Raw genomic sequence first — 22,461 nt, forward strand, 5'->3', positions numbered from 1 at the left:
TTTCGTGAGGTTTTTGCAATGACCAACAACGACACCCGTCCCCTCGTCGGCATCGTCATGGGCAGCAATTCGGACTGGGACGTCATGTCCCACGCCGCCCGCATGCTCAAGGACTTCGGCGTTCCCTTCGAGGCCCGCGTCGTCTCCGCGCACCGCATGCCCGATGAAATGTTCGAGTACGCTTCGAGCGCCCGCTCGCGCGGTCTGCGCGTTATCATTGCCGGCGCGGGCGGCGCCGCGCACCTGCCCGGCATGATCGCCGCCAAGTGCACGTTGCCCGTCTGCGGCGTTCCCGTTCCCTCCAAGTACCTGCGCGGCGTCGACAGCCTGCACTCGATCGTGCAGATGCCCAAGGGCGTGCCCGTCGCCACGTTCGCGATCGGCGAAGCCGGTGCCGCCAACGCCGCCCTCTACGCCGTGCAGATCCTCTCGGTCGAAGACGCCGCGCTCGAAGAAAAGCTCGCCGAATTCCGCGTCGCTCAGAACGCGAAGGCCCGAGCCATGACGCTGCCCGTCGAAACGCTCTGAGGAAACCGAACGATGACCGAAACGAAGCCGATTCTTCCGGGCGCCACGCTCGGCCTCATGGGCGGCGGCCAGTTGGGCCGCATGTTCGCGCAGGCCGCGGCCGCGATGGGCTACCGCGTCGCGGTACTCGAACCCCAGCACGGCGCCCCCGCCGCCGAAGTGTCCGCCGAGCACATCGAAGCGCCCTACAACGACGCCGACGGCCTCGACCGTCTCGCCGAGCGTTGCCCGTGCGCCACGACCGAATTCGAAAACGTTCCCGCCGAGAGCCTTCGCCGTCTTGCCGCGAAGGGCACCCTCACGGCGCCGCCCGCGCACGCCGTGGCCGTCACGCAGGACCGCAACGTCGAGAAGCATTTCGTCGAATCCGTCGCGGGCGTACCCGTGGCGCCCCACTGCGCGGTACTCTCCGAAGAGGATGCGGCGGGCGTGGACGAAGCGCTCTTCCCCGGCATTCTCAAGACCGCCCGCCTCGGTTACGACGGCAAGGGCCAGTACCGCGTCAAGAACCGCGACGAACTCCTGCAGGCCTTCCGCAGCACGAACGGGGTCGAGTGCGTGTTCGAAAAGATGCTTCCCCTCAAGCTCGAGCTCTCCGTCATCGTGTGCCGCTCGCTTACGGGCGAAACGAAGACCTTCGACGCCGCTGAAAATTACCACCGCAACGGCATTCTTGCCGTGTCGGTGTTGCCCGCGCGCATTTCCGAGGCGATCGCCGAAAAGGCGCGCGCCCATGCGGTGCGCATCGCCGACGCGCTGGAGTACGTGGGCGTTCTTTGCGTCGAATTCTTCCTCCTTGAAGATGACACGCTCCTTGTGAACGAACTCGCGCCTCGCCCCCACAATTCGGGCCACGCCACGATCGACGCGTGCGTGACGAGCCAGTACGAGGAACAGGTCCGCGCGATGACCGGCATGCCTCTCGGCGACACGAGCCGCCACTCCTCGGCGGTCATGCTCAACATCCTCGGCGACGAGTGGTTCGACGCCGAAAACCGCTTCCGCGACCCCGACTGGCAGGCCGTGCTCGCCGTTCCGGGGGCGAAACTTCATCTCTACGGGAAAAAGGAAGCCCGTCGCGCGCGCAAAATGGGGCACGTCACGTGCGTGGCTCCGACGCTCGACGAAGCCTTCGAGCGTGCGCGCGCCGTCGCCCGCATTCTCGGCCTTCCCGATCCCGAGTAACCAACAAGGATTTCCATGACGACTCCTCCCGTCGACCTTCAAGCCGTCGAGCGCGCCCGTGCCATTCTCGAAGCGGGCGGCCTCGTGGCCCTTCCCACCGAAACGGTGTACGGCCTTGCGGCCGACGCCGACAACGAAGCGGCCGTGACGGCCACGTTCGAGGCCAAGGGACGCCCCAAGGATCATCCGCTCATCGTGCACGTGTGCGGTCCCGAGGCGATCGACGCCTGGGCCGAAGACGTGCCGGAGAGCGCCCGGGTGCTCGCGCGCGCCTACTGGCCGGGTCCGCTCACGCTCGTTCTGAAGAAAAAGCCCCGTTGCGGCCTTTTCGTCACGGGCGGTCAGGATACGGTCGCGCTGCGTTGTCCGTCGCACCCCTGGGCGCACGCCCTTCTGAAGGCCTTTGCGGGCCCGACGATGAAGGGGCTCACGGCCCCCTCGTGCAACACGTTCGGTCGGATCAGCCCGTCGTGCGCGGAGCACGTGCGCGAGGACCTCGGCGTCAAACCCGAGGGGAAGCTCGACATGATCCTCGACGGGGGACCGTGCGAATTCGGGATCGAGTCGACCATGGTGAATCTTTCCTCGGGCGAGCCGACGATTCTTCGTCACGGCGTCGTGACGCGCGCGATGCTCGAAGAAACGCTCGGCTGCCCCGTGCCCGACGCGGGCTCGAACGCGCCGCGCGCTTCCGGGCGTCTGAAGAGCCACTACGCGCCGCGCACGAAGCTCGAACTCGTCGCCCCAGAAGCCTTGGCGGAGCGTGTCGCCGCCTGGACGCAGGAAGGCCGCACCGCGGCCGTCATGGCCCGCGCGTCGACCCTTGAAGCGCTCGAGGCACTTGATGCGCCCGTGCGCCTCAAGCTCGTCTCCCCCGAGACGCACCTCGAGTACGGCGCCCGCCTCTACGAAGCGCTCCACGAGCTCGACCACGCAGGCGCCGACCGGATCTTCATCGAGATGCCGCCCGAAGCGCCCGAATGGACCGCCGTGCACGACCGACTCGGTCGGGCGGCCGCCTGAGGTACGCAGCATGACCGCGCCCGCCGCTCCGACCCTTCTTCCGGTGCTCGCGCTCGTCCTGGCGACTTTCTTTTGGGGAAGTTCCTTTCTGACGATCTCGACCGCCCTTGAAGAGACCAATCCGTTGACGCTCGTTCTGTGTCGATTCGGAACGGCCGCGTTCCTGCTTGCGCTCGCTCTCAGGGGACGCATCCGTGCGATCCCTGCGTCGACCTGGAAAGGGGGCGCGTGGTGCGGTCTTGCGATCTACTGCTGCTACACGGCCAACACGGCGGGCCTCATGACGATCGAAAGCTCGATGTCGGGCTTTCTCACGGCGCTTTACGTGCCGCTCACGCCCTTTCTCTACTGGATCGTCTACGGACGCACACCGAGCAAGGCGGCCTTTGCGGGCGCGGGGCTTGCGTTTGCGGGGCTCGTGCTCCTTGCGAACCCCTTCACCCTGAGTCTCTCCAATAACTGGGGCGAATGGGTGACGATCCTCTCCGCGCTCCTTTCGGCCGCGGAAATTCTCATCGTCGGGAAGTTCGCTCCGCAGGCAAAGCCCGCCGAACTCGCGTTCGCGCAGCTCGTCTTCGTCACCCTTTTTGCGGCGCTGGGGCTCGGCGTTGCCATGGCGGCGGGCGTTCCCCTCAAGGAAACCGTCTGGTCGCCCGTCGTCCTCGGCAGCATCGCGTGGCTTGCGGTGATCGTAGCCTTCGTGCAGGTGCTTCTCGCCTACGGGCAGCGCTATGTTCCGCCAGGACGCGCCTGCGTCATCTTCGCCATGGAGAGCGTCTTTGCGGCCGCGCTCGGCTGGCTCGTCGGCGAACGGCTCGGCGTCGGGGGCCTCGCGGGCGGCCTTTGCATCGTGGGCGGCATTCTCCTCTCCGAACTTCCCGCACTCTTCAAACGGACACGCAAATGACCGCTCGCTGCGACACGACTTCGGCTCCCGTAGGACTTTTGGACTCGGGCTGGGGAGGACTCTCCGTGGCGCTTGAAGTGCGACGGGCGCTCCCCGGAGAAGACCTCATTTTCGCCGCGGACTGCGGCTTTGCGCCCTGGGGCGAGAAGCCCGACGCGTTCGTTCTGGAGCGTATCGACGCCGTCGTCGACTTTCTGCTTTCGCGCGGCATCAAGGCGCTCGTCGTCGCCTGCAACACCGCGACGTCGCTTGCCGTCGTGCGCCTGCGGGAGCGGTTGGCGATCCCCGTCGTCGGGATCGAGCCCGCCGTCTTTCCGGCCGTTCGGGAAACCGTCACGGGCACCGTGGCCGTTTTGGCCACGCCCAAGACGATCGAAGGACTCAAATACCGGACGTTGCGCGACGAAGCGCTCGGCTGGGCGCGCGAGCACCGGTCCGTCCCCGTCGACGTGATCGACGTGCCGGCCCCGGGCCTCATGCAGTGCGTGGAACGGGGCGACTTCACAACGCCCGAAACCCGAGCGCTCGTTCGGCACTTTCTCGAGCCCGCTGCGGCCCGAAGCGCCGACCGAATCGTGCTCGGCTGCACCCACTATCCGTTCCTTACCGAAGCGATCCGCGAGAGCGTGCCGGGCGCCGAGCCGATCGACCCCGCACCCGCCGTCGCGCGTCAATTGGTTCGACGCCTCCGGGAAGAAGGGCTCGCAAGCTCCCGCACCGCGGGCGGAACCTCCCGCTTTTTCGCGACCGACCCCACGCCCGAGCGCGAAGCCGTGCTCCGCACGCTCTGGCGCGCGTCGGGCGAGGCGGAACCCCGCCTCGAAGCGCTCGTTTGAGGATGCAATCGCCTCAGGCGCGCAGGCGCAGGGGCGGCGTCGTTTCGTCCGCCGCGTAGGGCGCGAGCTTCGCTCGAAGCTCATCGGGAATCGGCGTCGAGACGAGACGCCCGTTTTCGAGCTTCACGCACACGACCGTCTCGATGCACTGAAGTCGCAGCTCCTCGCCGCAGTGCATCGTGATCGCAAAGCGAATCGACTTCTCGCCGACATGCTCCGCCCAGAGGCGCGCCGTACAGACGTCGCCCACGCGACCGGGCGCGGCGAAGTCGCAGCGCACGCCCGCAACGGGCAAGCCCACGCCGACGGTTTCGACGTCGTTGAAGGTGATCCCGAGCACGTCGCGGAAAAAGTCCTCCATCACGTAGTTGAGGATCGCAAAGTACTGGGGGTGGTAGACGATCCCCGCGGGATCGCAGTGTCCGAAACGGATGCGGACGACGGATTCGTAGATCTGGGTCATGCTTGAAAATCGGGTTTATTGAAGTCGGATGGTCGGAGTCGGGCTCTCATGCGAGCGGACCGAGCGGTCCGCGAAGCACGGCGCGAACGGGCGCCGCATCGAGGCCTACCAACGCCGTCGGGAGCGCCCAAAGCTCGTAGCGCCCTTCGGGGACGCCCTCGAGCACCAGGTTTTCCAGAACGACCGTCCCCGCGGCAAGCGCCGCGCGATGCGCAGGCAACGTCTCGGCTTCGGGTCCCGTTTCGGGGTCGATGCTCGACAATTCCAACCCTATGAGCCGCACGCCCCGTTCGCAAAGCGCCCGCACGAATTGGGAATCGAGTCCCGTGACGGGACGCCCTCCCGTTTTGAAAAGGAGCCGAACGACGGGGCCCGTCCCAGCCGCCTCAACCGCCTCAAACGCATGTTGCAGTGCGCCGGTCGCGTCCTCGAGTCGAACTGAAAAGGGCGCTTCGGGCTCGACACCTTCGGGCGCACGGGAAAGATCGACGACGACGCACTCGCCCGTCAGCACCTCCAGGGGAATCGCGTCCGCGTCGCCCTCGAATCCGAGGTGACTCGGCGCGTCGACGTGGGTGCCCGCATGAACGCTCATCGAAAAAGCCGACACGTTCGCCGCGTCGCCCCGGTCGATCGACGCCGTGCGTCGGAAACGAACGGGTTCGTCCCCGGGATAGACGGGCGTCTCGGGCGAAAGCGGCGCGGTAATGTCCCAAAGCGGCATCTTGGACGGTCCTCCGAAAGGAATCAAGCTTAGCGGAGATCGCACGGAAAAAACGACCTCGAAACGGCGACTTCGACGCCGCCTCTCGGGCCGGACCCCCGCGAATTCCCCGAATTCCCGATTTCCCGCGCGATTCGGCCCGATTCATCTCGAATGCGGCGGACTATACTCGTTCGCAGGGCCCGGGGCGAAAGACGCCCGACCGAAGCCGTCCCGTCCGGGCCGCGTTCACATGCATAGGAGAGAGACCGTGTCGTCGCTTCACAACCTCATCATGCACCGCACCTCGACGGGTGCCAAATACCTCACCGAACCCGCTCCGGGCGAAGCCGAACTGACCCGCGCCGTGACCTGCGCGATGCGCGCCCCCTGTCACGACGCCGAGTTCCCCGTGCGCTTCGTGCGCATCGATTCGCGCGAACGTCTCGCCGACCTCTTCGAAGCGCGCCTTCCCGCCGAGGCGACGCCCGAAGAGCGCGCCAAGGCCCGGTCCAAAGCGACGAAGGGACCGGGGCTCATTGCCCTCGTGATTCGCCGCACCGCCGACAACGCCCGGCTGGAGCGCGAAAACCTCATGACGGCGGGCGCCGCCCTCATGAATTTCCTTCTGAGTCTCGAAGCGGACGGCTTTGCCGCAAAGACCGTGTCGGCTCCCGAATTCGCGGACCCGAAAGGCCTCTACGACCCGGCGACGGAATTGCTTCCGGCCTTCATCCTCTGCGGCACGCCCCGGGAGGACCGCCCCGAAGCCGACGTCGACGAAGTGGACTGGATCGGTCACTGGTGATCGACGGGAAGCGCAAGACGCCGATCGCGCGCCGCGGCTTCGAGTTCCGTACGCCGTTCGCGCTCGAGCCTCCGATCGTTCATCGCCACCACGGCTTGCGCGACCGCCCGAACGGTTTCGGGCGCACAGCCTTCGGCCTTGTTGTTGACTGCCATGAAGGTGGGAGCACCGCTTGCGTGCGCCCGCACGATGAGGCCCGCAAGCGCCGCGCGCGTGGCGGGGTCGGGGGCGGCGACCGCGTTGAAGGGCGACCAGTCGGCCTTCGCGGTGTCGTAGAAGCGGTTGGCCGCAAGCGACCACCGAACGACCAGAGGCCCCGTAATCGGCCAGTCGCCTCTCGGGTCGGCGGCGCGCTCGCCCGTTTCGTAAAAGCGCAGCGCCGTCATCTGCCGCACGAGCGGCGGCATCGCGGGGTGGAGCCCTATCACGGGTCGAATGCCCGCCCGACGCATCGCGCCGTAAAGGCGCGGCGTGACGAATTCGTAATTGCGAAATTCCGCCGCGACGAGGCGTCCGCTCGTGTTGGCTTGCGCGACGGCGTCGAAAAACCGCACGAGCGCGTCGGTCGCGCGTTCGCGATCCTCGGGTCGTCGCAGGGCTTCGTGCGGGAAAGGTGAGAACTGCAGCACCTGCACGCCCGTCTTGTCACCGAGCCCCGCTTCGACGGGTGCGAAATAGGTGCTCTTGAGGCGCTCGACGTTGAGGTAATTGGGATTGGCCCGAAGCGGCCGCCCCGTGGGGGCGCGCAGGTACGGGTCCGTCAGATCGCGCGGCGCCTTGACGATGAAGCGAAAGTCTTCGGGCACCTGAGCGGCGAAGTTCGCGAGCTCCTCGACCGCGTAAGGGCGGTAGAAATTCCGGTCGAGCCCCACCGTGCGAAAGAGCGGCCAGGCCGCGTAGGCTTTGAGCCCTTCGGCGTGCAGGCGCCTCTCCCCCGAGCCCGCTCCGTAGACGAGGCCGAGCCATCCGGGGAAATTCCAGCTCGACGAGCCGAGCCGCACGTCCCGCGGCAGCTGCCGCCCGAGCAGTGCGAGCGCTTCGCCGACGGGTGCGGGCGTCACGCCTCCCGAGCGCGAGGGCAGGTCCTCGAAGAGGTTGCCCGTCGATGCGTTGGCGGCGCCGTACCCGGCGCCATTCGTCGAGAACGTCATAGGGTTGTCTCCGATGGGGCCCGCGCAAAACGCCTCGGGACGCTCGCCCGGCCGGTCCCGCGTTTCGAGCCCCGATTCTCCGATGCGATTTCTGAGAGAATGTCTTTTAAGTCATTATGAGGCAATACGCCCGAAACCGCCGTCCGCACTCCGTGCGGTCGACTCGCCCAGGAACATGACCACTCCCACGCTTTTCCCCGAACTCGTTCCGCCCGAAGTCGCCAAAAACGCCGCCTCGGGGCCCGTCTGGATCATCGACAGCGAAGAAGTCCGCTTTTCGCTCACGTTCGCGCTTTCCCGCAACTACAACGTCATCCCGTTCATGACGCACGACGCGTTCTTCGACTCGGTGGCGCTCGACCGTCCGGGCTGTCTCATCACGGACATCGGCACGCCCGAACTCGAAGATGGTCTGGCGCTCCAGCGCGAGCTTGCGGCCTTGAAAAGCCCGATTTCGATCATCTTTCTCTCGAACGACGATCAGGTCGAAACGGCGGTCGAAGCCATGGCGGGCGGAGCCGTCGACTACCTGCTCAAACCCGTCGACCCCGCGCGACTGCAGCACTCGGTCGACCGCGCGCTGGCGCTCAGCAATCAGAAAGCCCGCAAGCGGCGCATCTACGACCTGCTCAACAGCTTCACGCCGCGCGAGCGTCAGATTTTCGAAAAGCTCTGTCGGGGTCTGCGCAACAGCGAAATCGCCGAGCAGCTCTATCTCTCGCAGCGCACGGTGGAAGTGCACCGCGCGCACTTCAGCCGCAAGATGAACGCGAAACCCGTGAGCGCGCTCCTCTACGAGCTGTGCCTTGCGAACGGCGACGAGATTCTTTGAGGCTCGAACGAAGCCCGAAAGAGACCGACAGAAGGCTCGCAACAAACCGACGAAGAAACAGGCACCGCGCTCGAACGAGCCGCGGCGCCCTTTTTTCGGGGGCTTGGGGCGAAAGGACGCCCGGGGCCGCTTAGCGGCCGAACGCCTTCGTGAGGTCGATCGGCAGCGCGCGGTAGCCGAACGTGCCGTGGAGCTTCATTTCAAAGGCGGGTTCCTTCTCGCCGTAACGGAACTCGGTGAGGACCGGGTTGGGGCCCTGGGCCTTCGGGTCCGTCAGGTCGATCGAAGCCCAGTAGACCACGAACGAATTCTTGTCCTTCTTGTATTCGACCGAGCTCGTCACGGGGCTGTAGAGCTCGTGACCGCGTTCGCGACCGTAGTCCCAAACCTGCTCGACCGTCATCGCCTTCTGGTCGATCTTGTAGAGAACGGCACGGCTGTACTTTTCCTTCGGATCGTCAGGCTGACGGAAGGCGCGCCCGTCGCCGTTGTCGAAGACCGAGAGGTAGAGGATGTCGCCCTTGCTCAGTTCGTCGACCTTCCAGCCCGTGTGCTGCGTCCAGGTCCAGTCGAAGTCGCCTTCGCAGCGGCCGAGTCGGCACTCGAGCTTCTTGCCGTTTTTGTCGACGGGCGTGAGCACCTTGCCGCGCAGCGCTTCGTTCCAGCCGTTCGGGGCGGCGAGGATCCACTTCACCTGCTTGTCGCGACCGATCTTGACGACCGCCGACTGGTGGCGCGAGGAGAGGATGATCGAATCGTCCGCTTCGTCGTAGTCGATCGAATTGACGTGCGCCCAGTTGCGGCCCATGCCCGTACCGGTGATGTCACCGAAGGCGTGCTGGGCTTCGAGCTTGGCGATCTGCGCGGCCGTGAGCGTCTTGCCCGACTGCGACACGTCGACGTTGAGGCACACCGCCCCCTGGTCGATCGACTTCAGGACGATGTTGCGCTGCGGATCGAGAATGTCCCAGAGGCGCCATTCGTCGGTCACGCGGCCGTTGGCGTCGACCTCGATGATGAGGTCGCGCACGGTGCGAACGCGCGTGTCGTCCGCACGGCGCACGTCCGCGCCCGCGACGCGCAGGAAGTAGCGGCCGTCGGGACCGAGCGCCATGGCGTGGCTGAAGTCGGCGTAGCCGTCGGGGAGGCGCCGGTTGAAGACTTCACGGCCCATGAGGTCGTACTTCGCGTAGCGCTGGCCGTAGCCCCACGAGAGCGCGCCGTCCTCGTTCTGATGGAACCCCATCATGATGCCGCTCTTCAACATGTCGCGCGGATCGTAGATCGACTGCGGCTGCATGTACCAACGCACTTCGCCCGTCGTGTCGACGATGGCGTTTTGCGGATAGAAATTCCACTCGAGCGCGCCGCCCGTGGGATTGTTCCAAACGGCGCGCACGCCCTTCGGAGAAGCGGGCAGGAGGTTGTTGATGAAGTAGAGGCGGTCGGCGAATTCCTTCGACGGCTTTTTCGTCACTTCGACGTCGAAGGTCTTGTAGGGGCGGCCGTTCCCCCAGGTGGGTTCGAGCCACACGGGCGGCGTCCAGATGGAATAGGTTTCTTTCTTTTCTTCCTTCACGCCGTGCGCGACGCGGGTGTAGGAAACTTCGACCTTGTTGAGGTAGTCGGCGTAGAGGCCGAAGACCGGGATCCCGCCGTAGGTGCGAAGCGCCGTCGGACCGACGTCGTAGGCGATTTCAACGCCGCCCGTCTTCGGAAGCACGCGCACGTGCGCCTTCAGGAGTTCGTACCCCCCGTTTCGAATCACGGACGTCAGAGGGGCGATGTCGTAGGGGTTGTTCACCACCTCGCCCAATTCGCCCTGGGTTTCAAACGTCACCTTGGTGCCGCTCGCACCGCCGCTCGCCCAGGCGGGCAGGGCGCAAAGCGCCAAAACACAGTGAGCCGCAATCAGGGTTCTTTTCAGCATTCCTCTCTCCACTAGATCGACGGATTCGACGGGAACAGAGCCCGCCGCATTGAATTTCGTTGCAATCATACGGTCTTGCGCCCTGCGTGCGGTAGCGAAAAAACGCTTGGGTTCTCCTGAAATCCCGCAAAAACCGCCGATGCGTCTCAGGTCGGCCTATCGGTCCGATCGGTTCGCGCTTTTCGTTAAAATAGCGAGTTTTCCGATTTTTCGATCGTCCGCTTCGCGGCTTCGGCCCCGGCCGCCCTTTCGCTTTCGCGCCCCGCCGAAGCGCACGATCCGACCGATTTTTTCGTCTTTTCAACTTCAATTTGAGGAACCCGGAACATGGCTCTCAATCCTCTCACCGCGCTCTCTCCGATCGACGGCCGCTACGCCTCGCAGACCGACGTGCTGCGCGACATCTTCTCCGAATGCGCCTTCATGAACGCCCGCGTTCGCGTCGAAGTCGAATGGCTCATCGCCCTTTCCGAAGCGGGCTTCGAAGAGCTGCCCCACCTCTCCGACCACGGCAAGGCCTTCCTTCGCGGCCTCGCCGACAACTTCTCGCTCGAAGACTGCGAAGCGGTGAAGGCGATCGAACGCACGACCAACCACGACGTCAAGGCCGTCGAATACTGGATCAAGGACCGCGTCGCGCACGACGAAGAACTCAAGAGCGCCGCCGAGTTCGTTCACTTCGCCTGCACGAGCGAAGACATCAACAACACCTCGCACGCCCTCATGCTCACGAAGGGCCGCGCCGAGCTCGTCGCTTACCTCAAGCGCATCCACGCGACGATCGCCGACTTTGCCAAGCAGTGGGCCGACATTCCGATGCTCTCCCGCACGCACGGCCAGACCGCTTCCCCCACGACCGTCGGCAAGGAGTTCGCCAACGTCGCCGTGCGCCTCAACCGCGTGATCGAAGCCATCGAAGCCGTGAAGATCTACGCCAAGATGAACGGCGCCGTCGGCAACTACAACGCCCACCTGATCGCCTACCCCGACTTCGACTGGGAAAGCTTCTCGCGCAAGGTCGTCGAAGAACGCCTCGGCGTCGTCTTCAACACGCACACGATCCAGATCGAACCGCACGACTACATGGCCGAACTCTTCCATGAGATCGAACGCGCCAACACGATCCTGCTCGACTTCGACCGCGACGTCTGGGGCTACATCTCGCTCGGCTTCTTCCGTCAGAAGCTCAAGGAAGGCGAAGTCGGCTCCTCGACGATGCCCCACAAGGTGAACCCCATCGACTTCGAAAACTCCGAAGGCAACCTCGGCATCGCCAACGCCCTGCTCGGCCACCTCGCCGGCAAGCTCCCCGTTTCCCGCTGGCAGCGCGACCTCACGGACTCGACCGTGCTGCGCAACCTCGGCGTCGCGTTCGGCTACTGCTTCATCGGCTACAACGCGCTCACGCGCGGCCTTGGGAAGCTCCAGGTGAACGAAGCCCGTATCGCCGAAGACCTCGATCACGCCTGGGAAGTGCTCGCCGAAGCCGTCCAGACCGTCATGCGTCGCTACGGCGTGCCGCACCCCTACGAGCAGCTCAAGGCTCTCACGCGCGGCAAGGGCATCACGCCCGAAACGATGCGCACCTTCATCGAAGGCCTTGAGATCCCCGCCGACGCCAAGGCGCGCCTCATGGAACTCACCCCCGCCACCTACATCGGCAAGGCCCCCGAGCTCGCCCGCCGCTGCTGATCGGCTTGAGGTCCGAGCGTCCCGACGCACATTGAGCGCATTGAGCACATTGAAAGCGTCGGACGCCCCGGATCGACCGGTACCGGTCGGCTTCGACCGGCACCGAAAGCCCTGAAAAAAAAGGCCGCACGATTCCGTGCGGCCTTTTCCGTTTTTTTTCGCGGGATTCGGCTCGGGCGCTCAGAGGACGACGCCGGCCGACTTCACCTGCGCCCAGAGGGTCATGCCCCGCACGAGGCCGAGCTCGTCGACCGAGTGCGCGAGAAGGCGCGCGAGCATCCGTCGGCCGCCCGTTTCCTCTTCGAGTACGACGTGCACGTACGGGTCGTCCGGCCGCTCGGCCGGCACGAACTCCGCAATGCGAACGTGAAGAACGTTGCGAATCGACGTGCGTTCGGGCTTCTCCAGCACAAGACTCACGTCCCGCGCGAGAACGCGAAGGCGAACGCGGCCGCCGGGTCGAAGCGCCCCCGCGGGCACTTCGAAGGTCCAGTCGCCCGCCGCCACCGAGGCCGTATGCCACGCGTCGGAAATCGAGCGCACCTCGCCCTCCAGGACGACCCCGCGGCCGTCGCCCGCGGGAACGGAAACCCTCGGGTCGGCGAGAACGTCGCGAAGCGCCCCTTGGGCAAGCACGCGCCCTTGCGAAAGCACAACGAGGCGGTCCGCCAAGCGCGTCATCTCCTCGGTCGAGTGGGTGACGTAGAGAATGGGGATGCTCAGTTCGTCCTTGAGCTTTTCAAGCCACGGGAGGAATTCGCGCTTTCGCGCCCAGTCGAGGGCCGAGAGCGGCTCGTCCATGAGGAGAATGTCGGGGCGAAGAGCCAGAGCGCGCGCAATGGCGCAACGCTGCTTTTCGCCGCCCGAAAGTTCGTCAACCGACCGATCCAGGAGTCCGCCGATGCCGAGCAACTCCACGGCCTCGGCAAGACGCGCTTCGCCGTCCGTCGTTCGGGCGCGCTTCAGGCCGAAGCGCAGATTCTCCCGAACGTTCAGGTGCTCGAAAAGGCTCGCTTCTTGAAAGACGTACCCGAGGTTGCGCCCGTGGGTGGGAACGAAAACACCCGAAGCGTCGTCCTGCCAGAGGTTCCCGCCCGCAAAGACGCGGCCGCGCGCCCGTTCGAGCCCCGCCACGCAGCGAAGCACGGTCGTCTTGCCGCAGCCCGACGGGCCGAAAAGCACCGTAATGCCTTTTTCGGGAATCATAAAGTCGACGTCGAGCTCAAAGCCCGTCGAGCGCTCGAGCGTGAGGCGCACGCTCCCCGAGGCGTCGCTTGCGCCGTGCGCGGGATGCGCCGAGGGGCGCTTCCCCGTAAAGAAATCGAAAAACGTCATGCCGCACCCCTCAAGAAGCCGCCCGCCGGCGGTTCAGCAGATTGAGCCCCGCCAACACCAGGAAACTGAAAACGAGCATGCCGCCCGCGAGGACGTGCGCCTTGTCGTATTCCATCGCTTCGACGTACGTGAAGATCTCGGTCGAGACGACCTGCGTTTCGCCCGGGATGTTGCCGCCGATCATCAGCACGACGCCGAATTCGCCGATCGTGTGCGCGAAGGTCATCAGCACGCCCGTGACGATGCCATGCCGCGCGAGCGGCATCACGACGCACCAGAAGGCTTCGAAAGGCGGACAGCGCAACGTGGCGGCCGCTTCGATCGGGCGACGCCCGACGGATTCGAAAGCGGTCTGCAGAGGCTGCACCATGAAGGGGAGCGAATAGATGACGGAGCCGATCACAAGCCCCGTGAACGTGAAATTGAGAATGCCGAGCCCGATCGTCTGGGTGACCCACCCGAGCGGGCCCGCGGGCCCCAGGGCGACGAGGATGTAAAACCCCAGGACGGAGGGCGGCAACACGAGGGGGAGCGTGACGATCGCACCCACGATCGCACGCCCCGTTCCCCGCCCGCGGGCGAGCCACCACGCGATCGGCAGCCCGACGAGCAGCAGCACCGCCGTCGTCACCGCGGCGAGTTTGAGGCTCAGGAGAATCGGCTCGAAGTCCGCCGCGGTGAACATGACCGCGCCTTACTTGGCCGTGCCGTAGCCGTACGCTTCGCGAACGCGGGCGGCTTCGGGGCTCGACTTCAGGAATTCGAGGAAGCGCTTCGCACCCTCGTTCTTTTCACCCTTCTTCAGAAGGACCGCGTCCTGAGCGATGGGGTTGTAGAGGTCGCCCGGGATGATCCAGCCCGAACCCGACGTGAAGGCGCCGTCCTTGTAGCACTGCGAGAGCGCCACGAAGCCGGCCTGGGCGTTGCCCGTCTTCACGAACTGGAAGGTCTTGCCGATGTTGTCGCCTTCGACGATCTTGGGGGTCACCGCGGCTTCGATGCCGAGCTTCTGCATCGCTTCGTGGGCGGCGAGGCCGTAGGGCGCGAGCTTCGGGTTCGCAACGGCCACGTGCTTCACGGCGTCCGTCGTGAGAACGGCGGCGTCGCCCTTCACGAGGTTCGCGTCGGACGACCAGAGCACGAGCTTGCCGATCGCGTAGGTGAAGGTCGTACCGGCCACACCGTGGTTTTCCTTCACGGCCTTGGCGGGCGTTTCGTCGTCGGCGGCAAGAAGCACGTCGAAGGGCGCGCCGTTTTTGATCTGCGCGTAGAAAGCCCCCGTCGAACCGAAGGAAAGAAGGAGCTTGTCGCCCGTCGCCTTTTCGTAAATCGGCGCGAGTTCCTGAGCGGGCGCCGCAAAGTTGGCGGCCACCGCCACGCGCACTTCTTCGGCGTTGACGGCCGTGCACGCCACTGCGGCAAGCACCGCACCGAACAGAATGTTTTTCGTCTTCATGCTGAAATCCTCCGACGCAATGACTCCGCCCGTCGCGTTCGGAGCCCGGAATTCGGGGTTCGCCAACGCGCGGTCGGTCTACAATTTCACCCGAGACTTGCCCCGAGCGCTATTCCGAAAAAGAATAGCGAAAGCGTTTTGCTTTCGCAATACGCCGAAAGGGAGGCTCCCGCTACCTCTTACACCCTACCCAAGACCGAACGCTTTTCGAGGTGATCATGGCAACCGACGAAGCCCGAACCGCCAACCCGATCCTTCTCGCGGATCTTCTCAACGAGCAAATCGACAAGCGCATCGACATTTTGCGGCGCATCGACGACGTGGGCTCGATTTCCCAGGCCGCCCGCGGCGCGGGCGTAAGTTACAAAGCGGCCTGGCAGGCGATCGAGACGCTCGGGAACCTCGCGGGCGGTCCACTCGTCGAAAAAGTGGTGGGCGGCGCCCGAGGGGGCGGTACGAAGCTCTCGGCCACGGGCCGCGAAGTGCTGGAGTTGGCCGACGAACTCGCGCGCGCCCGGGCCGAGGTGCTCGCACGCTTCCGAGCGCGCGGCTCGAGCGCCTTCGAGCGTATCGGGAGCACGACGCTCCAAACATCGCTTCGGAATCAGTTCCCCGCCACGATCGTCAAGATGAAGATCGGCTCGGCGCTCGTGCGACTTACGCTGCGCATCGACGACACGCACCTCTTGCGCGCCTCCGTCACGAAGGAGTCCGCCCAACTTCTCGGGCTTGCCGAAGGGAAGTCGGTCCTTGCGCTTACGAAGGCGACCGGCGTCGAAATCACGGCGGATTTTCCAAAAGAGACGCACGGGGGCGAAAACCCCTCGGGCGAAAAGCGCCCCGAAAATCAGTTGGTCGGCGAGGTGATCCGAAGCGAGCGCGCCGCGAAGGGCGGCGAGTGTTCGCTGCGCCTTCCCTCGGGTCTTATCATCGTCGGGTTTGCGAAACGCAACCACGGTCTGCATATGAATCAGAAGGCCGTCGCCTCCATTTCTCCGTCGGCCATCGTCATCGGCCTTACCTCCTGAACTCTTGAAGTCGGTCCTCGGAGCCGAAAAATCTGAGTACTCTTCCTTATTTTGCGGTAGGTATTCGGTTTTTCTTAACGAGTTTTCATCTTTCGATTGATTTCGATCAATCTGCTGTTTCCCTTCTTTACACATTTGCCCATAATATTGCACCTTGCCTTGTGGTCGCTTCTTTGAAGCCCGACCGCAGAATCCTCAGAAAAACAGACCCCGCCTCCACGCGCCTCGCCGGTCCGCTCCGGTTGCAAGCCCGGAGGTTATTCATGAAGGTTCATCCAAATGGAAAAGAACAGCAAATGGTATCTCGCCGGCATCTGCCTGATCGGCGTCGTGGTCGGCATCGTGTTTGTCGGCGTTCTGACGAGCGTCGTGCATTGGGCCGGCACGCCGAAGTTCTGCGGCGAATTCTGCCACTCGATGACGGTGACCTACCAGGCCTACCAGAAGGGCCAGCACTTCCGTACGGCTTCCGGCGCCACGGCCGGCTGCTCGGACTGCCACCTGAAGAACCACTCGAATGAACACGTCGGCCCGATCGACTACGTGGCTCTCCTCCTCGACAAGGCTCACGCCGGTTCCGTCTCGCTCATCGGTCAGATCCAGGGCTCGCTCAGCACGGTCGAAAAGCAGATCGAAAAGCGTCCCCACATGGCCGAAGCCGTTCATCAGCAGATGATCGACCGCAACTTCTCCGCCTGCCGCGGCTGCCACGAAGTTGAAAAGATGTACAACCCGAAGAAGCCGATGGTTGCCGCCATCCACAAGGGCATGGGCCCCGACTCCGAAAAGAAGGTCGACTGCCTTGCCTGCCATCCGACGGCCGGCCATGACTACACGGGCCTCGGCATGGAAGACCTCGTCGCCAAGACGGAAGAACCCGCCAAGAAGTGATTCTCGGCCCGTTCGGAACATTTCCTGAAAAATCCCGAAGCGGAAACGCTTCGGGATTTTTTGTTTTCGTCCCCTTCGGTCGAAGTCGGCGGGCGGTACTCGGTCTAAAATCGAGAAACCGCACGCCCGGCCGACGTTGCGCCGGGCCACTTCCACGAATCTCTTACGCCATGGCCAAGACTACGATTCATCGTTCCGACTACCGCGTCCCGACGCACCTCATCGACACCGTCAAACTCGAGTTCGATCTCGACCCGGAGAGCACCGGCGTCACCAACACGATGCACGTCGTGCCCAACCCCCAGAGCACCGAAAAGGGCGCGCCCCTGGTGCTCAACGGCGAAGAACTCACGCTCGTGAGCGTGACGGTGAACGGGCGCCTCCTGAGCGAAACGGAATACGACGTGTCGCCGACGGCGCTCACGATTCCGAACATCGTGGGCGAAAGCACGATTTCGATCGTCAACCGCTTCAGCCCCGTGCAGAACACCGCCCTCTCGGGCATCTACGTCTCGGGCGGCAACCTCATGAGCCAGTGCGAGTCGGAAGGTTTCCGCCGCATCACGTACTTCCTCGACCGCCCCGACGTGCTCGCCCGCTACACCGTGGCGATTCGCGCGCCGAAGGACCTCTACCCGATTCTTCTCTCGAACGGCAACCGCATGGAAGAGAAGGACCTCGGCGACGGGCGTCACTACGCCCTCTGGGTCGACCCGTTTCCGAAACCCTCGTACCTCTTCGCGCTCGTGGCGGGCAAGCTCGTGTGCCGCAGCGAAATCTTCCCGCTCAAGGACGGCCGCCAGGCTTCGCTTGAAATCTGGGTCGAACCGCAGGATCTCGAAAAGACCGCGCACACGCTTGAAAGTCTGAAGAAGTCCATCCGTTGGGACGAAGAACGCTGGGGGCTCGAACTCGACCTCGAGGGCTTTCGCATCGTCGCGACGAACGACTTCAATTTCGGCGCCATGGAGAATAAGGGCCTCAACATCTTCAACGCCCGTTGCGCCCTCGCCAACCCGAAGGTTGCTACCGACGACGACTATCTGCGGGTCGAATCCGTGGTGGGTCACGAGTACTTCCACAACTGGACGGGCAACCGCGTGACGCTGCGCGACTGGTTCCAGCTCGCCCTGAAGGAAGGTCTCACGGTCTTCCGCGACCAGGAATTCTCCGCCGACATGCTCGGAGAAGCCTCCGCGCGCGCCGTGCAGCGCATCAAGGACGTGCGCTTCCTGCGCACGAACCAGTTCCCGGAAGACGCGAGCCCGATGGCGCACCCGATTCGCCCCGAGAGCTACCTCGACATCAACAACTTCTACACCATGACCGTTTACGAGAAGGGTGCGGAAGTGATCCGCATGCTTCAGACGCTGCTCGGTCGCGAGACGTTCCGTCGCGGGTTCGATCTCTACATCGCGAAAAACGACGGCGGCGCCGCCACGCTCGAAGCGTTCCTCGAAGCCATGCAGGAAGCCGCAGGGCGCGACCTCGGTCAGTTCGCCCTCTGGTTCTCGCAGGCGGGTACGCCGCGCCTGAAGGTCGAAACCCGTTGGGACGACGTGAACCACACCTTCACGCTGAGCGCGACGCAGACGACGCCCGCCACGCCCGGGCAGCCCATCAAGCGTCCGTTCCTGATCCCGTTCCCCGTGGCGCTTCTCGACCCGACGACGGGTGCGGAAATGCCCGTGCAGCTCATTGAAGAAGACGAAGCGCCCGCCCCCGGAACGCGCATGCTCGAACTTCGCGAAACGCATCACGAATGGGTGTTTGCGGGCCTTCCCGCCTGCCCGGTGTCCTCGCTCAACCGCGGTTTTGCGGCCCCCGTCATTCTCGAGGCCGACTACGACGACGCGACGCTCGCCTTCCTCGCCACGCGCGACGGCGACCCCTTCAACCGTTGGGACGCGATGAACGAGCTGATGCTGCGCACGCTGCACGCGCAGGTGCGCGCGAAGCTTACGCACGAACCGAAGGACGTCGACCCGCTCTTCCTCAATGTCGTGGGCGAACTGCTCTCGGCTCCGGACCTCTCGCCCGCCTTCAAGGCCGTGGCGTTAGAGCTCCCGAGCGAACGGCTCGTTTCCGAGCGCGAACCCCTCATCGACCCTCAGGCCGTGCACTACGCGCGCGAATACGTTCGCGCGGCGATCGGCAAGCGCTGGATCACGAAGTTCCTTGAAACGGTCGACGCGAACCGCACGCCCGGCGCCTACTCGCCCGATCCTGAAAGCGCCGGCCGACGCGCGCTCAAGAATCTCGCGCTCGGCTACGCCCACGCCTCCGGGAACCCGCGTGCGACCATCGCGCTGCGCGACCAGTTCAACACGGCCGACAACCTTACCGACAAGCTCGCCGCTCTGCAGCACATGGTGAATTCGCAGTCGCCCGCGAAGCAGGACATGGCGGTCGAGGCGCTGCGCGAGTGGTACGCCGAGCCCTTGCTCATCAACAAGTGGCTCACGATCCAGGCGACGGCTTCGCTCTTCCCGGGCGAAGAACCCGTGCTCGAGCGCGTTCGCGAGCTGATGCAGACGAACTTCTTCTCGATCAAGAACCCGAACAACGTCTATGCGTTGCTCCTTGCGTTCTTCACGCAGAACGCGGCCGAATTCCACGCCGTCGACGGGTCGGGCTACCGCTTCTGGTCCGAGATCGTTCTCGAACTCAACCGCATCAACCCGCACGTGGCGGCCCGCGTCGCCCGCGCGCTTGAGAACTGGCGCCGCTACACGCCTGCACTCTCGCGCCAGATGTACGACGCGTTGCAGTTCGTTTATTCGCGCAAGGACGAGCTCTCCCCGAACGTCCTCGAAGTGATCGAAAAGACGCTCGGCAACCCCGTCTGAGTCGGCTCGCTCTCGGGGAGGCACGCCTCCCCTACCCCCGCTTCGAAGGAATCGCCTCGTACGACGGCGAAGCGATTCCTCAAAACCATCGTCGGCATTCCAACAGCATCCCAAGCATCAAAAGGAATCTTCATCGTGTCCATGTCGCTCCATCAGTACCTCGCCCGCGAAGAGTCGCTTCACGACCTCGATCCGGTCCTCTCGCGTCTCATCGTGAGCGTGTCGGAAGCCTGCAAGGAAATCAGCTTCAAAGTCCGCAACGGCGCCCTGGCGGGCGTGCTCGGTCTGGCCGGGACGGAAAACGTTCAGGGCGAAGACCAGAAGAAGCTCGACGTCATCAGCAACGACATCTTCGTTGACGCCGTGGCCCGCTCGGGTTCGGTCTGCGGCATGGTGAGCGAAGAAATCGACCACGTGATGTCCGTGCCCGAAGAGCTTCCGCTCGGCCCCTACCTCATCTGCTTCGACCCGCTCGACGGCTCGAGCAACATCGACATCAACGTGTCGATCGGTTCGATCTTCTCGGTCCTTCCCGCCGTGCGTCCGAAGCGCGTCGCCGCGGACGAAGACTTCCTCATGTCGGGCCGCAACCAGGTGGCGGCGGGCTACTGCATGTACGGCCCGCAGACGCAGCTCGTTCTTACGTTCGGCCGCGGCGTCGTGATGTTCACGCTCGACCCGACCACGGGCACGTTCCTCCTCACGCAGGAAAACGTGAGCGTTGCGCGCGAAGCGAAGGAATTCGCCATCAACTGCTCGAACATGCGTCACTGGGAAGCCCCCGTGAAGCGCTACATTGCCGAACTCCTCGAAGGCAAGACGGGCGTTCGCGGCAAGGACTTCAACATGCGCTGGATCGCCGCCATGGTGGCCGAAGTGCACCGCATCCTGCAGCGCGGCGGCATCTTCATGTACCCGCGCGACCACCGCGACCTCTCGAAGCCCGGGAAACTGCGCCTCATGTACGAAGCCAACCCGATGGCCATGCTCATGGAAAACGCGGGCGGCGCCGCCACGACGGGCCGCATGCCGATTCTCGACGTCGTGCCGCAGAAGATTCACGAACGCGTGGCGGTCTTCCTCGGCGCGGCCGACGAAGTCGAACTCGTGACGGGCTACCACCGCGAAGCCGACGCGGCCGAAGCGAAGTAACGCCCGAACGTTTCCCTCGGCAAAAGGGACGGCCGTGCGTCGCCCCCTTGCCGAGAACGCCCGAACGAAAAAGCCCCGGACCGTCGACGTCCGGGGCTTTTCGTTCGTTATTCGGGCTTTCAGAAGAGGTCTTCGAAGATTTCCTTCTTCTTCGCTTCTTCAACCACTTCCGCGCGCGGCGCGGGGAGCGCGGCGAGCACGCGCTTTTCAAGTTCGCCGAGCGTGTCGGAAAGCTTCGTCTGCGCTTCCGTCTGACGGCGCTCCTGCGCTTCCGCAAGCGCGTCGAGGCGCTTTTCGAAGGCGGCGTTGCGATCGCGCGTCATCTGCAGAAGTTCGTCCGTGCGATCCGTGAGAAGCGTTTCGAGCTTATCCAGACGGGCGGCGAACTCCGTACGAATTTCCGCCACGCGGCTCTTGTCGGCGTCTTCGGCCACCTGACGGGCGGCGCGGGCTTCTTTGTAGGCCGCGCGCAACTCCATCATCATGCTCGCCTGCTGCCAGACGGTATAGACGGCGAGAAGCAGAACCACGATGCCGAAGCCGCCCACGACCAGGATGCCGAGCGGAGCCTGAATCTCGGTATAGACGAGGTTCACGGTCGTCACTTGGGAGAGCGCTCCCCAGTTGATGATGAGGAACACGGCAAGAACGATGAGGACGAGCAACATCCCAACGGTTCGGAACTTCAATTTTCTCTCCTAAAACTAAACGCACGGCCCTTCGGGCATTCGGCGCACGACGATAGTGCTCCCGAGGTGACAAATCTATAATAACAGGCCGTATCGGTTTCCTTTGGACGCTTCTGGGAGATTCTCACTCATGCAGACCGACTTCCGCTTTCCCCGTCTTCACATCGTCGACCATCCGCTCGTGCAGCACAAGCTCTCGCTCATGCGCGACAAAAACACGTCGACGCGCGACTTCCGCGAACTTCTGAAGGAAATCGCCATGCTGATGGGGTTCGAGCTCACGCGCGACTTCCCGATCGACTACGAAGAAATCGAAACGCCGCTCACCTCGTTCAAGGCCCCCTTCATGAAGGGCAAGAAGTGCGTGATCGTCCCGGTGCTGCGCGCCGGTCTCGGCATGACCGACGGACTGCTCCTTCTCATGCCCTCGGCCCGCGTCGGTCACATCGGTCTTTACCGCGACGAGAACAAGATGCCGGTCGAATACCTCGTGCGCCTCCCCGAACTCGAAGACCGCACGTTCATCCTCGTCGATCCGATGCTTGCGACCGGCAACTCCGCCGCTCACGCCGTCGACGTCCTCAAGAAGCGCGGCGTCCCCGGCGACCACATCCGCTTCATGGCGCTCGTGGCCGCCCCCGAAGGCGTCGGCGTCTTCCAGGAACTTCACCCCGACGTCGACCTCTACGTGGCCGCCCTCGACGACCACCTCGACGAGAACGCCTACATCGTTCCGGGGCTCGGCGACGCGGGCGACCGCATCTTCGGCACCAAGTAAGCCCGCGCTCTCCCGACGAGCGCCCCGACTTCGAACGAGCCCCCGAGGGAGAACCCTTCGGGGGTTTCATTTTGTTCGGTCGTTCGTTTATTTCGTACGCCCCTGCGCGCGGCCCGCGGTCCCGCCCCGTAAAAATTACGTATTTATACTTATTTCCAGAATCGATTTTTCACGGCATTTTTGCAACCACAGATTTAAGGGTTTTTACCCAGTGTCCGCTTACAT

At 64.3% G+C, this 22,461-nt stretch carries 21 protein-coding genes; 13 read left to right on the forward strand and 8 right to left on the reverse strand.

Annotated features, from left to right (window positions below; translation table 11 throughout):
• The first annotated feature begins 18 nt into the window (after window positions 1-18).
• The 5 genes from purE to murI are packed head-to-tail and all read left to right on the forward strand — an operon-like array spanning window position 19 to window position 4,479.
• Window positions 19-528 carry a 5-(carboxyamino)imidazole ribonucleotide mutase gene (gene purE / locus S6FBBBH3_RS10640; protein ID WP_120177697.1) on the forward strand — a complete coding sequence of 170 codons (510 nt, stop codon included), beginning with the start codon at window positions 19-21 and terminating at the stop codon, window positions 526-528.
• A 12-nt stretch (window positions 529-540) separates the two neighbouring features.
• A complete protein-coding gene (locus S6FBBBH3_RS10645) occupies window positions 541-1,713 on the forward strand; it encodes a 5-(carboxyamino)imidazole ribonucleotide synthase (protein ID WP_120177698.1) in 1,173 nt (390 codons plus the stop codon).
• 15 nt (window positions 1,714-1,728) lie between these two features.
• Window positions 1,729-2,736: an L-threonylcarbamoyladenylate synthase gene (locus S6FBBBH3_RS10650; protein WP_120177699.1), complete on the forward strand. Its 1,008-nt coding sequence runs from the start codon at window positions 1,729-1,731 to the stop codon at window positions 2,734-2,736.
• 10 nt (window positions 2,737-2,746) lie between these two features.
• A complete protein-coding gene (locus S6FBBBH3_RS10655) occupies window positions 2,747-3,643 on the forward strand; it encodes a DMT family transporter (protein ID WP_120177700.1) in 897 nt (298 codons plus the stop codon).
• On the forward strand, window positions 3,640-4,479 hold the full coding sequence (murI, locus tag S6FBBBH3_RS10660) for a glutamate racemase (RefSeq protein ID WP_120177701.1): 840 nt from the start codon (window positions 3,640-3,642) through the stop codon (window positions 4,477-4,479). Before S6FBBBH3_RS10655 ends, murI begins: the two co-directional genes overlap by 4 nt.
• Before the next feature lie 13 nt (window positions 4,480-4,492).
• On the opposite strand, the gene S6FBBBH3_RS10665 is transcribed toward murI, so the two are convergent.
• Window positions 4,493-4,942: an acyl-CoA thioesterase gene (locus S6FBBBH3_RS10665; RefSeq protein ID WP_120177702.1), complete on the reverse strand. Its 450-nt coding sequence runs from the start codon at window positions 4,940-4,942 to the stop codon at window positions 4,493-4,495.
• A gap of 46 nt (window positions 4,943-4,988) precedes the next feature.
• Window positions 4,989-5,666: a cyclase family protein gene (locus S6FBBBH3_RS10670; protein ID WP_120177908.1), complete on the reverse strand. Its 678-nt coding sequence runs from the start codon at window positions 5,664-5,666 to the stop codon at window positions 4,989-4,991.
• A 250-nt stretch (window positions 5,667-5,916) separates the two neighbouring features.
• Between S6FBBBH3_RS10670 and S6FBBBH3_RS10675 the strand changes: the two genes are divergently transcribed.
• Window positions 5,917-6,453 (forward strand): nitroreductase family protein, encoded by a 537-nt coding sequence (locus tag S6FBBBH3_RS10675; RefSeq protein ID WP_170143916.1) that lies wholly within the window; start codon window positions 5,917-5,919, stop codon window positions 6,451-6,453.
• Here the strand turns inward: S6FBBBH3_RS10675 and S6FBBBH3_RS10680 are convergent.
• A complete protein-coding gene (locus S6FBBBH3_RS10680; protein WP_120177704.1) occupies window positions 6,444-7,604 on the reverse strand; it encodes a DUF72 domain-containing protein in 1,161 nt (386 codons plus the stop codon). The genes S6FBBBH3_RS10675 and S6FBBBH3_RS10680 overlap by 10 nt on opposite strands.
• A gap of 175 nt (window positions 7,605-7,779) precedes the next feature.
• On the opposite strand from S6FBBBH3_RS10680, the gene S6FBBBH3_RS10685 reads away from it, so the two are divergent.
• On the forward strand, window positions 7,780-8,436 hold the full coding sequence (locus S6FBBBH3_RS10685) for a response regulator transcription factor (RefSeq protein ID WP_170143917.1): 657 nt from the start codon (window positions 7,780-7,782) through the stop codon (window positions 8,434-8,436).
• A 130-nt stretch (window positions 8,437-8,566) separates the two neighbouring features.
• Here the strand turns inward: S6FBBBH3_RS10685 and S6FBBBH3_RS10690 are convergent, their stop codons facing one another.
• Complete coding sequence (locus tag S6FBBBH3_RS10690) at window positions 8,567-10,366, reverse strand: aryl-sulfate sulfotransferase (protein WP_120177706.1); 1,800 nt, start codon at window positions 10,364-10,366, stop codon at window positions 8,567-8,569.
• A gap of 327 nt (window positions 10,367-10,693) precedes the next feature.
• Between S6FBBBH3_RS10690 and purB the strand changes: the two genes are divergently transcribed.
• Window positions 10,694-12,058, forward strand: a complete 1,365-nt coding sequence (gene purB, locus S6FBBBH3_RS10695; protein ID WP_120177707.1) for an adenylosuccinate lyase — start codon at window positions 10,694-10,696, stop codon at window positions 12,056-12,058.
• A gap of 180 nt (window positions 12,059-12,238) precedes the next feature.
• On the opposite strand, the gene modC is transcribed toward purB, so the two are convergent.
• The 3 genes from modC to modA are packed head-to-tail and all read right to left on the reverse strand — an operon-like array spanning window position 12,239 to window position 14,849.
• Window positions 12,239-13,393, reverse strand: a complete 1,155-nt coding sequence (gene modC / locus S6FBBBH3_RS10700; protein WP_120177708.1) for a molybdenum ABC transporter ATP-binding protein — start codon at window positions 13,391-13,393, stop codon at window positions 12,239-12,241.
• Between the two features lie 10 nt (window positions 13,394-13,403).
• Window positions 13,404-14,078: a molybdate ABC transporter permease subunit gene (gene modB, locus S6FBBBH3_RS10705; protein WP_120177709.1), complete on the reverse strand. Its 675-nt coding sequence runs from the start codon at window positions 14,076-14,078 to the stop codon at window positions 13,404-13,406.
• A gap of 9 nt (window positions 14,079-14,087) precedes the next feature.
• Window positions 14,088-14,849, reverse strand: a complete 762-nt coding sequence (gene modA, locus S6FBBBH3_RS10710) for a molybdate ABC transporter substrate-binding protein (protein ID WP_120177909.1) — start codon at window positions 14,847-14,849, stop codon at window positions 14,088-14,090.
• Window positions 14,850-15,067: 218 nt separating this feature from the next.
• On the opposite strand from modA, the gene S6FBBBH3_RS10715 reads away from it, so the two are divergent.
• The 4 genes from S6FBBBH3_RS10715 (at window position 15,068) to S6FBBBH3_RS10730 (ending at window position 20,769) form a co-directional block, all read left to right on the forward strand.
• On the forward strand, window positions 15,068-15,877 hold the full coding sequence (locus S6FBBBH3_RS10715) for a TOBE domain-containing protein (protein WP_120177710.1): 810 nt from the start codon (window positions 15,068-15,070) through the stop codon (window positions 15,875-15,877).
• A 279-nt stretch (window positions 15,878-16,156) separates the two neighbouring features.
• On the forward strand, window positions 16,157-16,768 hold the full coding sequence (locus S6FBBBH3_RS10720; protein ID WP_120177711.1) for a cytochrome c3 family protein: 612 nt from the start codon (window positions 16,157-16,159) through the stop codon (window positions 16,766-16,768).
• A gap of 170 nt (window positions 16,769-16,938) precedes the next feature.
• Complete coding sequence (pepN, locus tag S6FBBBH3_RS10725) at window positions 16,939-19,617, forward strand: aminopeptidase N (RefSeq protein WP_120177712.1); 2,679 nt, start codon at window positions 16,939-16,941, stop codon at window positions 19,615-19,617.
• Between the two features lie 141 nt (window positions 19,618-19,758).
• Window positions 19,759-20,769, forward strand: coding sequence for a class 1 fructose-bisphosphatase (locus tag S6FBBBH3_RS10730; RefSeq protein ID WP_408646506.1), 1,011 nt, complete (start codon window positions 19,759-19,761; stop codon window positions 20,767-20,769).
• Between the two features lie 119 nt (window positions 20,770-20,888).
• Here the strand turns inward: S6FBBBH3_RS10730 and S6FBBBH3_RS10735 are convergent, their stop codons facing one another.
• Window positions 20,889-21,458 carry a lipopolysaccharide assembly protein LapA domain-containing protein gene (locus S6FBBBH3_RS10735; RefSeq protein ID WP_123957696.1) on the reverse strand — a complete coding sequence of 190 codons (570 nt, stop codon included), beginning with the start codon at window positions 21,456-21,458 and terminating at the stop codon, window positions 20,889-20,891.
• A 130-nt stretch (window positions 21,459-21,588) separates the two neighbouring features.
• Between S6FBBBH3_RS10735 and upp the strand changes: the two genes are divergently transcribed.
• On the forward strand, window positions 21,589-22,236 hold the full coding sequence (gene upp / locus S6FBBBH3_RS10740) for a uracil phosphoribosyltransferase (RefSeq protein ID WP_120177715.1): 648 nt from the start codon (window positions 21,589-21,591) through the stop codon (window positions 22,234-22,236).
• Window positions 22,237-22,461 lie beyond the last annotated feature (225 nt).

It is taken from the genome of Sutterella megalosphaeroides, from assembly GCF_003609995.1.
In the GTDB taxonomy this organism is placed as follows: Bacteria; Pseudomonadota; Gammaproteobacteria; order Burkholderiales; family Burkholderiaceae_F; genus Sutterella; species Sutterella megalosphaeroides.

What these genes read in the sequence shown, in the direction of transcription:
- purE (WP_120177697.1), top strand. Translation starts at nt 19, where the DNA reads ATGACCAACAACGACACCCGTCCCCTCGTCGGCATCGTCATGGGCAGC.
- S6FBBBH3_RS10645 (WP_120177698.1), top strand. Translation starts at nt 541, where the DNA reads ATGACCGAAACGAAGCCGATTCTTCCGGGCGCCACGCTCGGCCTCATG.
- S6FBBBH3_RS10650 (WP_120177699.1), top strand. Translation starts at nt 1,729, where the DNA reads ATGACGACTCCTCCCGTCGACCTTCAAGCCGTCGAGCGCGCCCGTGCC.
- S6FBBBH3_RS10655 (WP_120177700.1), top strand. Translation starts at nt 2,747, where the DNA reads ATGACCGCGCCCGCCGCTCCGACCCTTCTTCCGGTGCTCGCGCTCGTC.
- murI (WP_120177701.1), top strand. Translation starts at nt 3,640, where the DNA reads ATGACCGCTCGCTGCGACACGACTTCGGCTCCCGTAGGACTTTTGGAC.
- S6FBBBH3_RS10665 (WP_120177702.1), bottom strand. Translation starts at nt 4,942, where the DNA reads ATGACCCAGATCTACGAATCCGTCGTCCGCATCCGTTTCGGACACTGC.
- S6FBBBH3_RS10670 (WP_120177908.1), bottom strand. Translation starts at nt 5,666, where the DNA reads ATGCCGCTTTGGGACATTACCGCGCCGCTTTCGCCCGAGACGCCCGTC.
- S6FBBBH3_RS10680 (WP_120177704.1), bottom strand. Translation starts at nt 7,604, where the DNA reads ATGACGTTCTCGACGAATGGCGCCGGGTACGGCGCCGCCAACGCATCG.
- S6FBBBH3_RS10685 (WP_170143917.1), top strand. Translation starts at nt 7,780, where the DNA reads ATGACCACTCCCACGCTTTTCCCCGAACTCGTTCCGCCCGAAGTCGCC.
- S6FBBBH3_RS10690 (WP_120177706.1), bottom strand. Translation starts at nt 10,366, where the DNA reads ATGCTGAAAAGAACCCTGATTGCGGCTCACTGTGTTTTGGCGCTTTGC.
- purB (WP_120177707.1), top strand. Translation starts at nt 10,694, where the DNA reads ATGGCTCTCAATCCTCTCACCGCGCTCTCTCCGATCGACGGCCGCTAC.
- modC (WP_120177708.1), bottom strand. Translation starts at nt 13,393, where the DNA reads ATGACGTTTTTCGATTTCTTTACGGGGAAGCGCCCCTCGGCGCATCCC.
- modB (WP_120177709.1), bottom strand. Translation starts at nt 14,078, where the DNA reads ATGTTCACCGCGGCGGACTTCGAGCCGATTCTCCTGAGCCTCAAACTC.
- modA (WP_120177909.1), bottom strand. Translation starts at nt 14,849, where the DNA reads ATGAAGACGAAAAACATTCTGTTCGGTGCGGTGCTTGCCGCAGTGGCG.
- S6FBBBH3_RS10715 (WP_120177710.1), top strand. Translation starts at nt 15,068, where the DNA reads ATGGCAACCGACGAAGCCCGAACCGCCAACCCGATCCTTCTCGCGGAT.
- S6FBBBH3_RS10720 (WP_120177711.1), top strand. Translation starts at nt 16,157, where the DNA reads ATGGAAAAGAACAGCAAATGGTATCTCGCCGGCATCTGCCTGATCGGC.
- pepN (WP_120177712.1), top strand. Translation starts at nt 16,939, where the DNA reads ATGGCCAAGACTACGATTCATCGTTCCGACTACCGCGTCCCGACGCAC.
- S6FBBBH3_RS10730 (WP_408646506.1), top strand. Translation starts at nt 19,759, where the DNA reads ATGTCGCTCCATCAGTACCTCGCCCGCGAAGAGTCGCTTCACGACCTC.
- upp (WP_120177715.1), top strand. Translation starts at nt 21,589, where the DNA reads ATGCAGACCGACTTCCGCTTTCCCCGTCTTCACATCGTCGACCATCCG.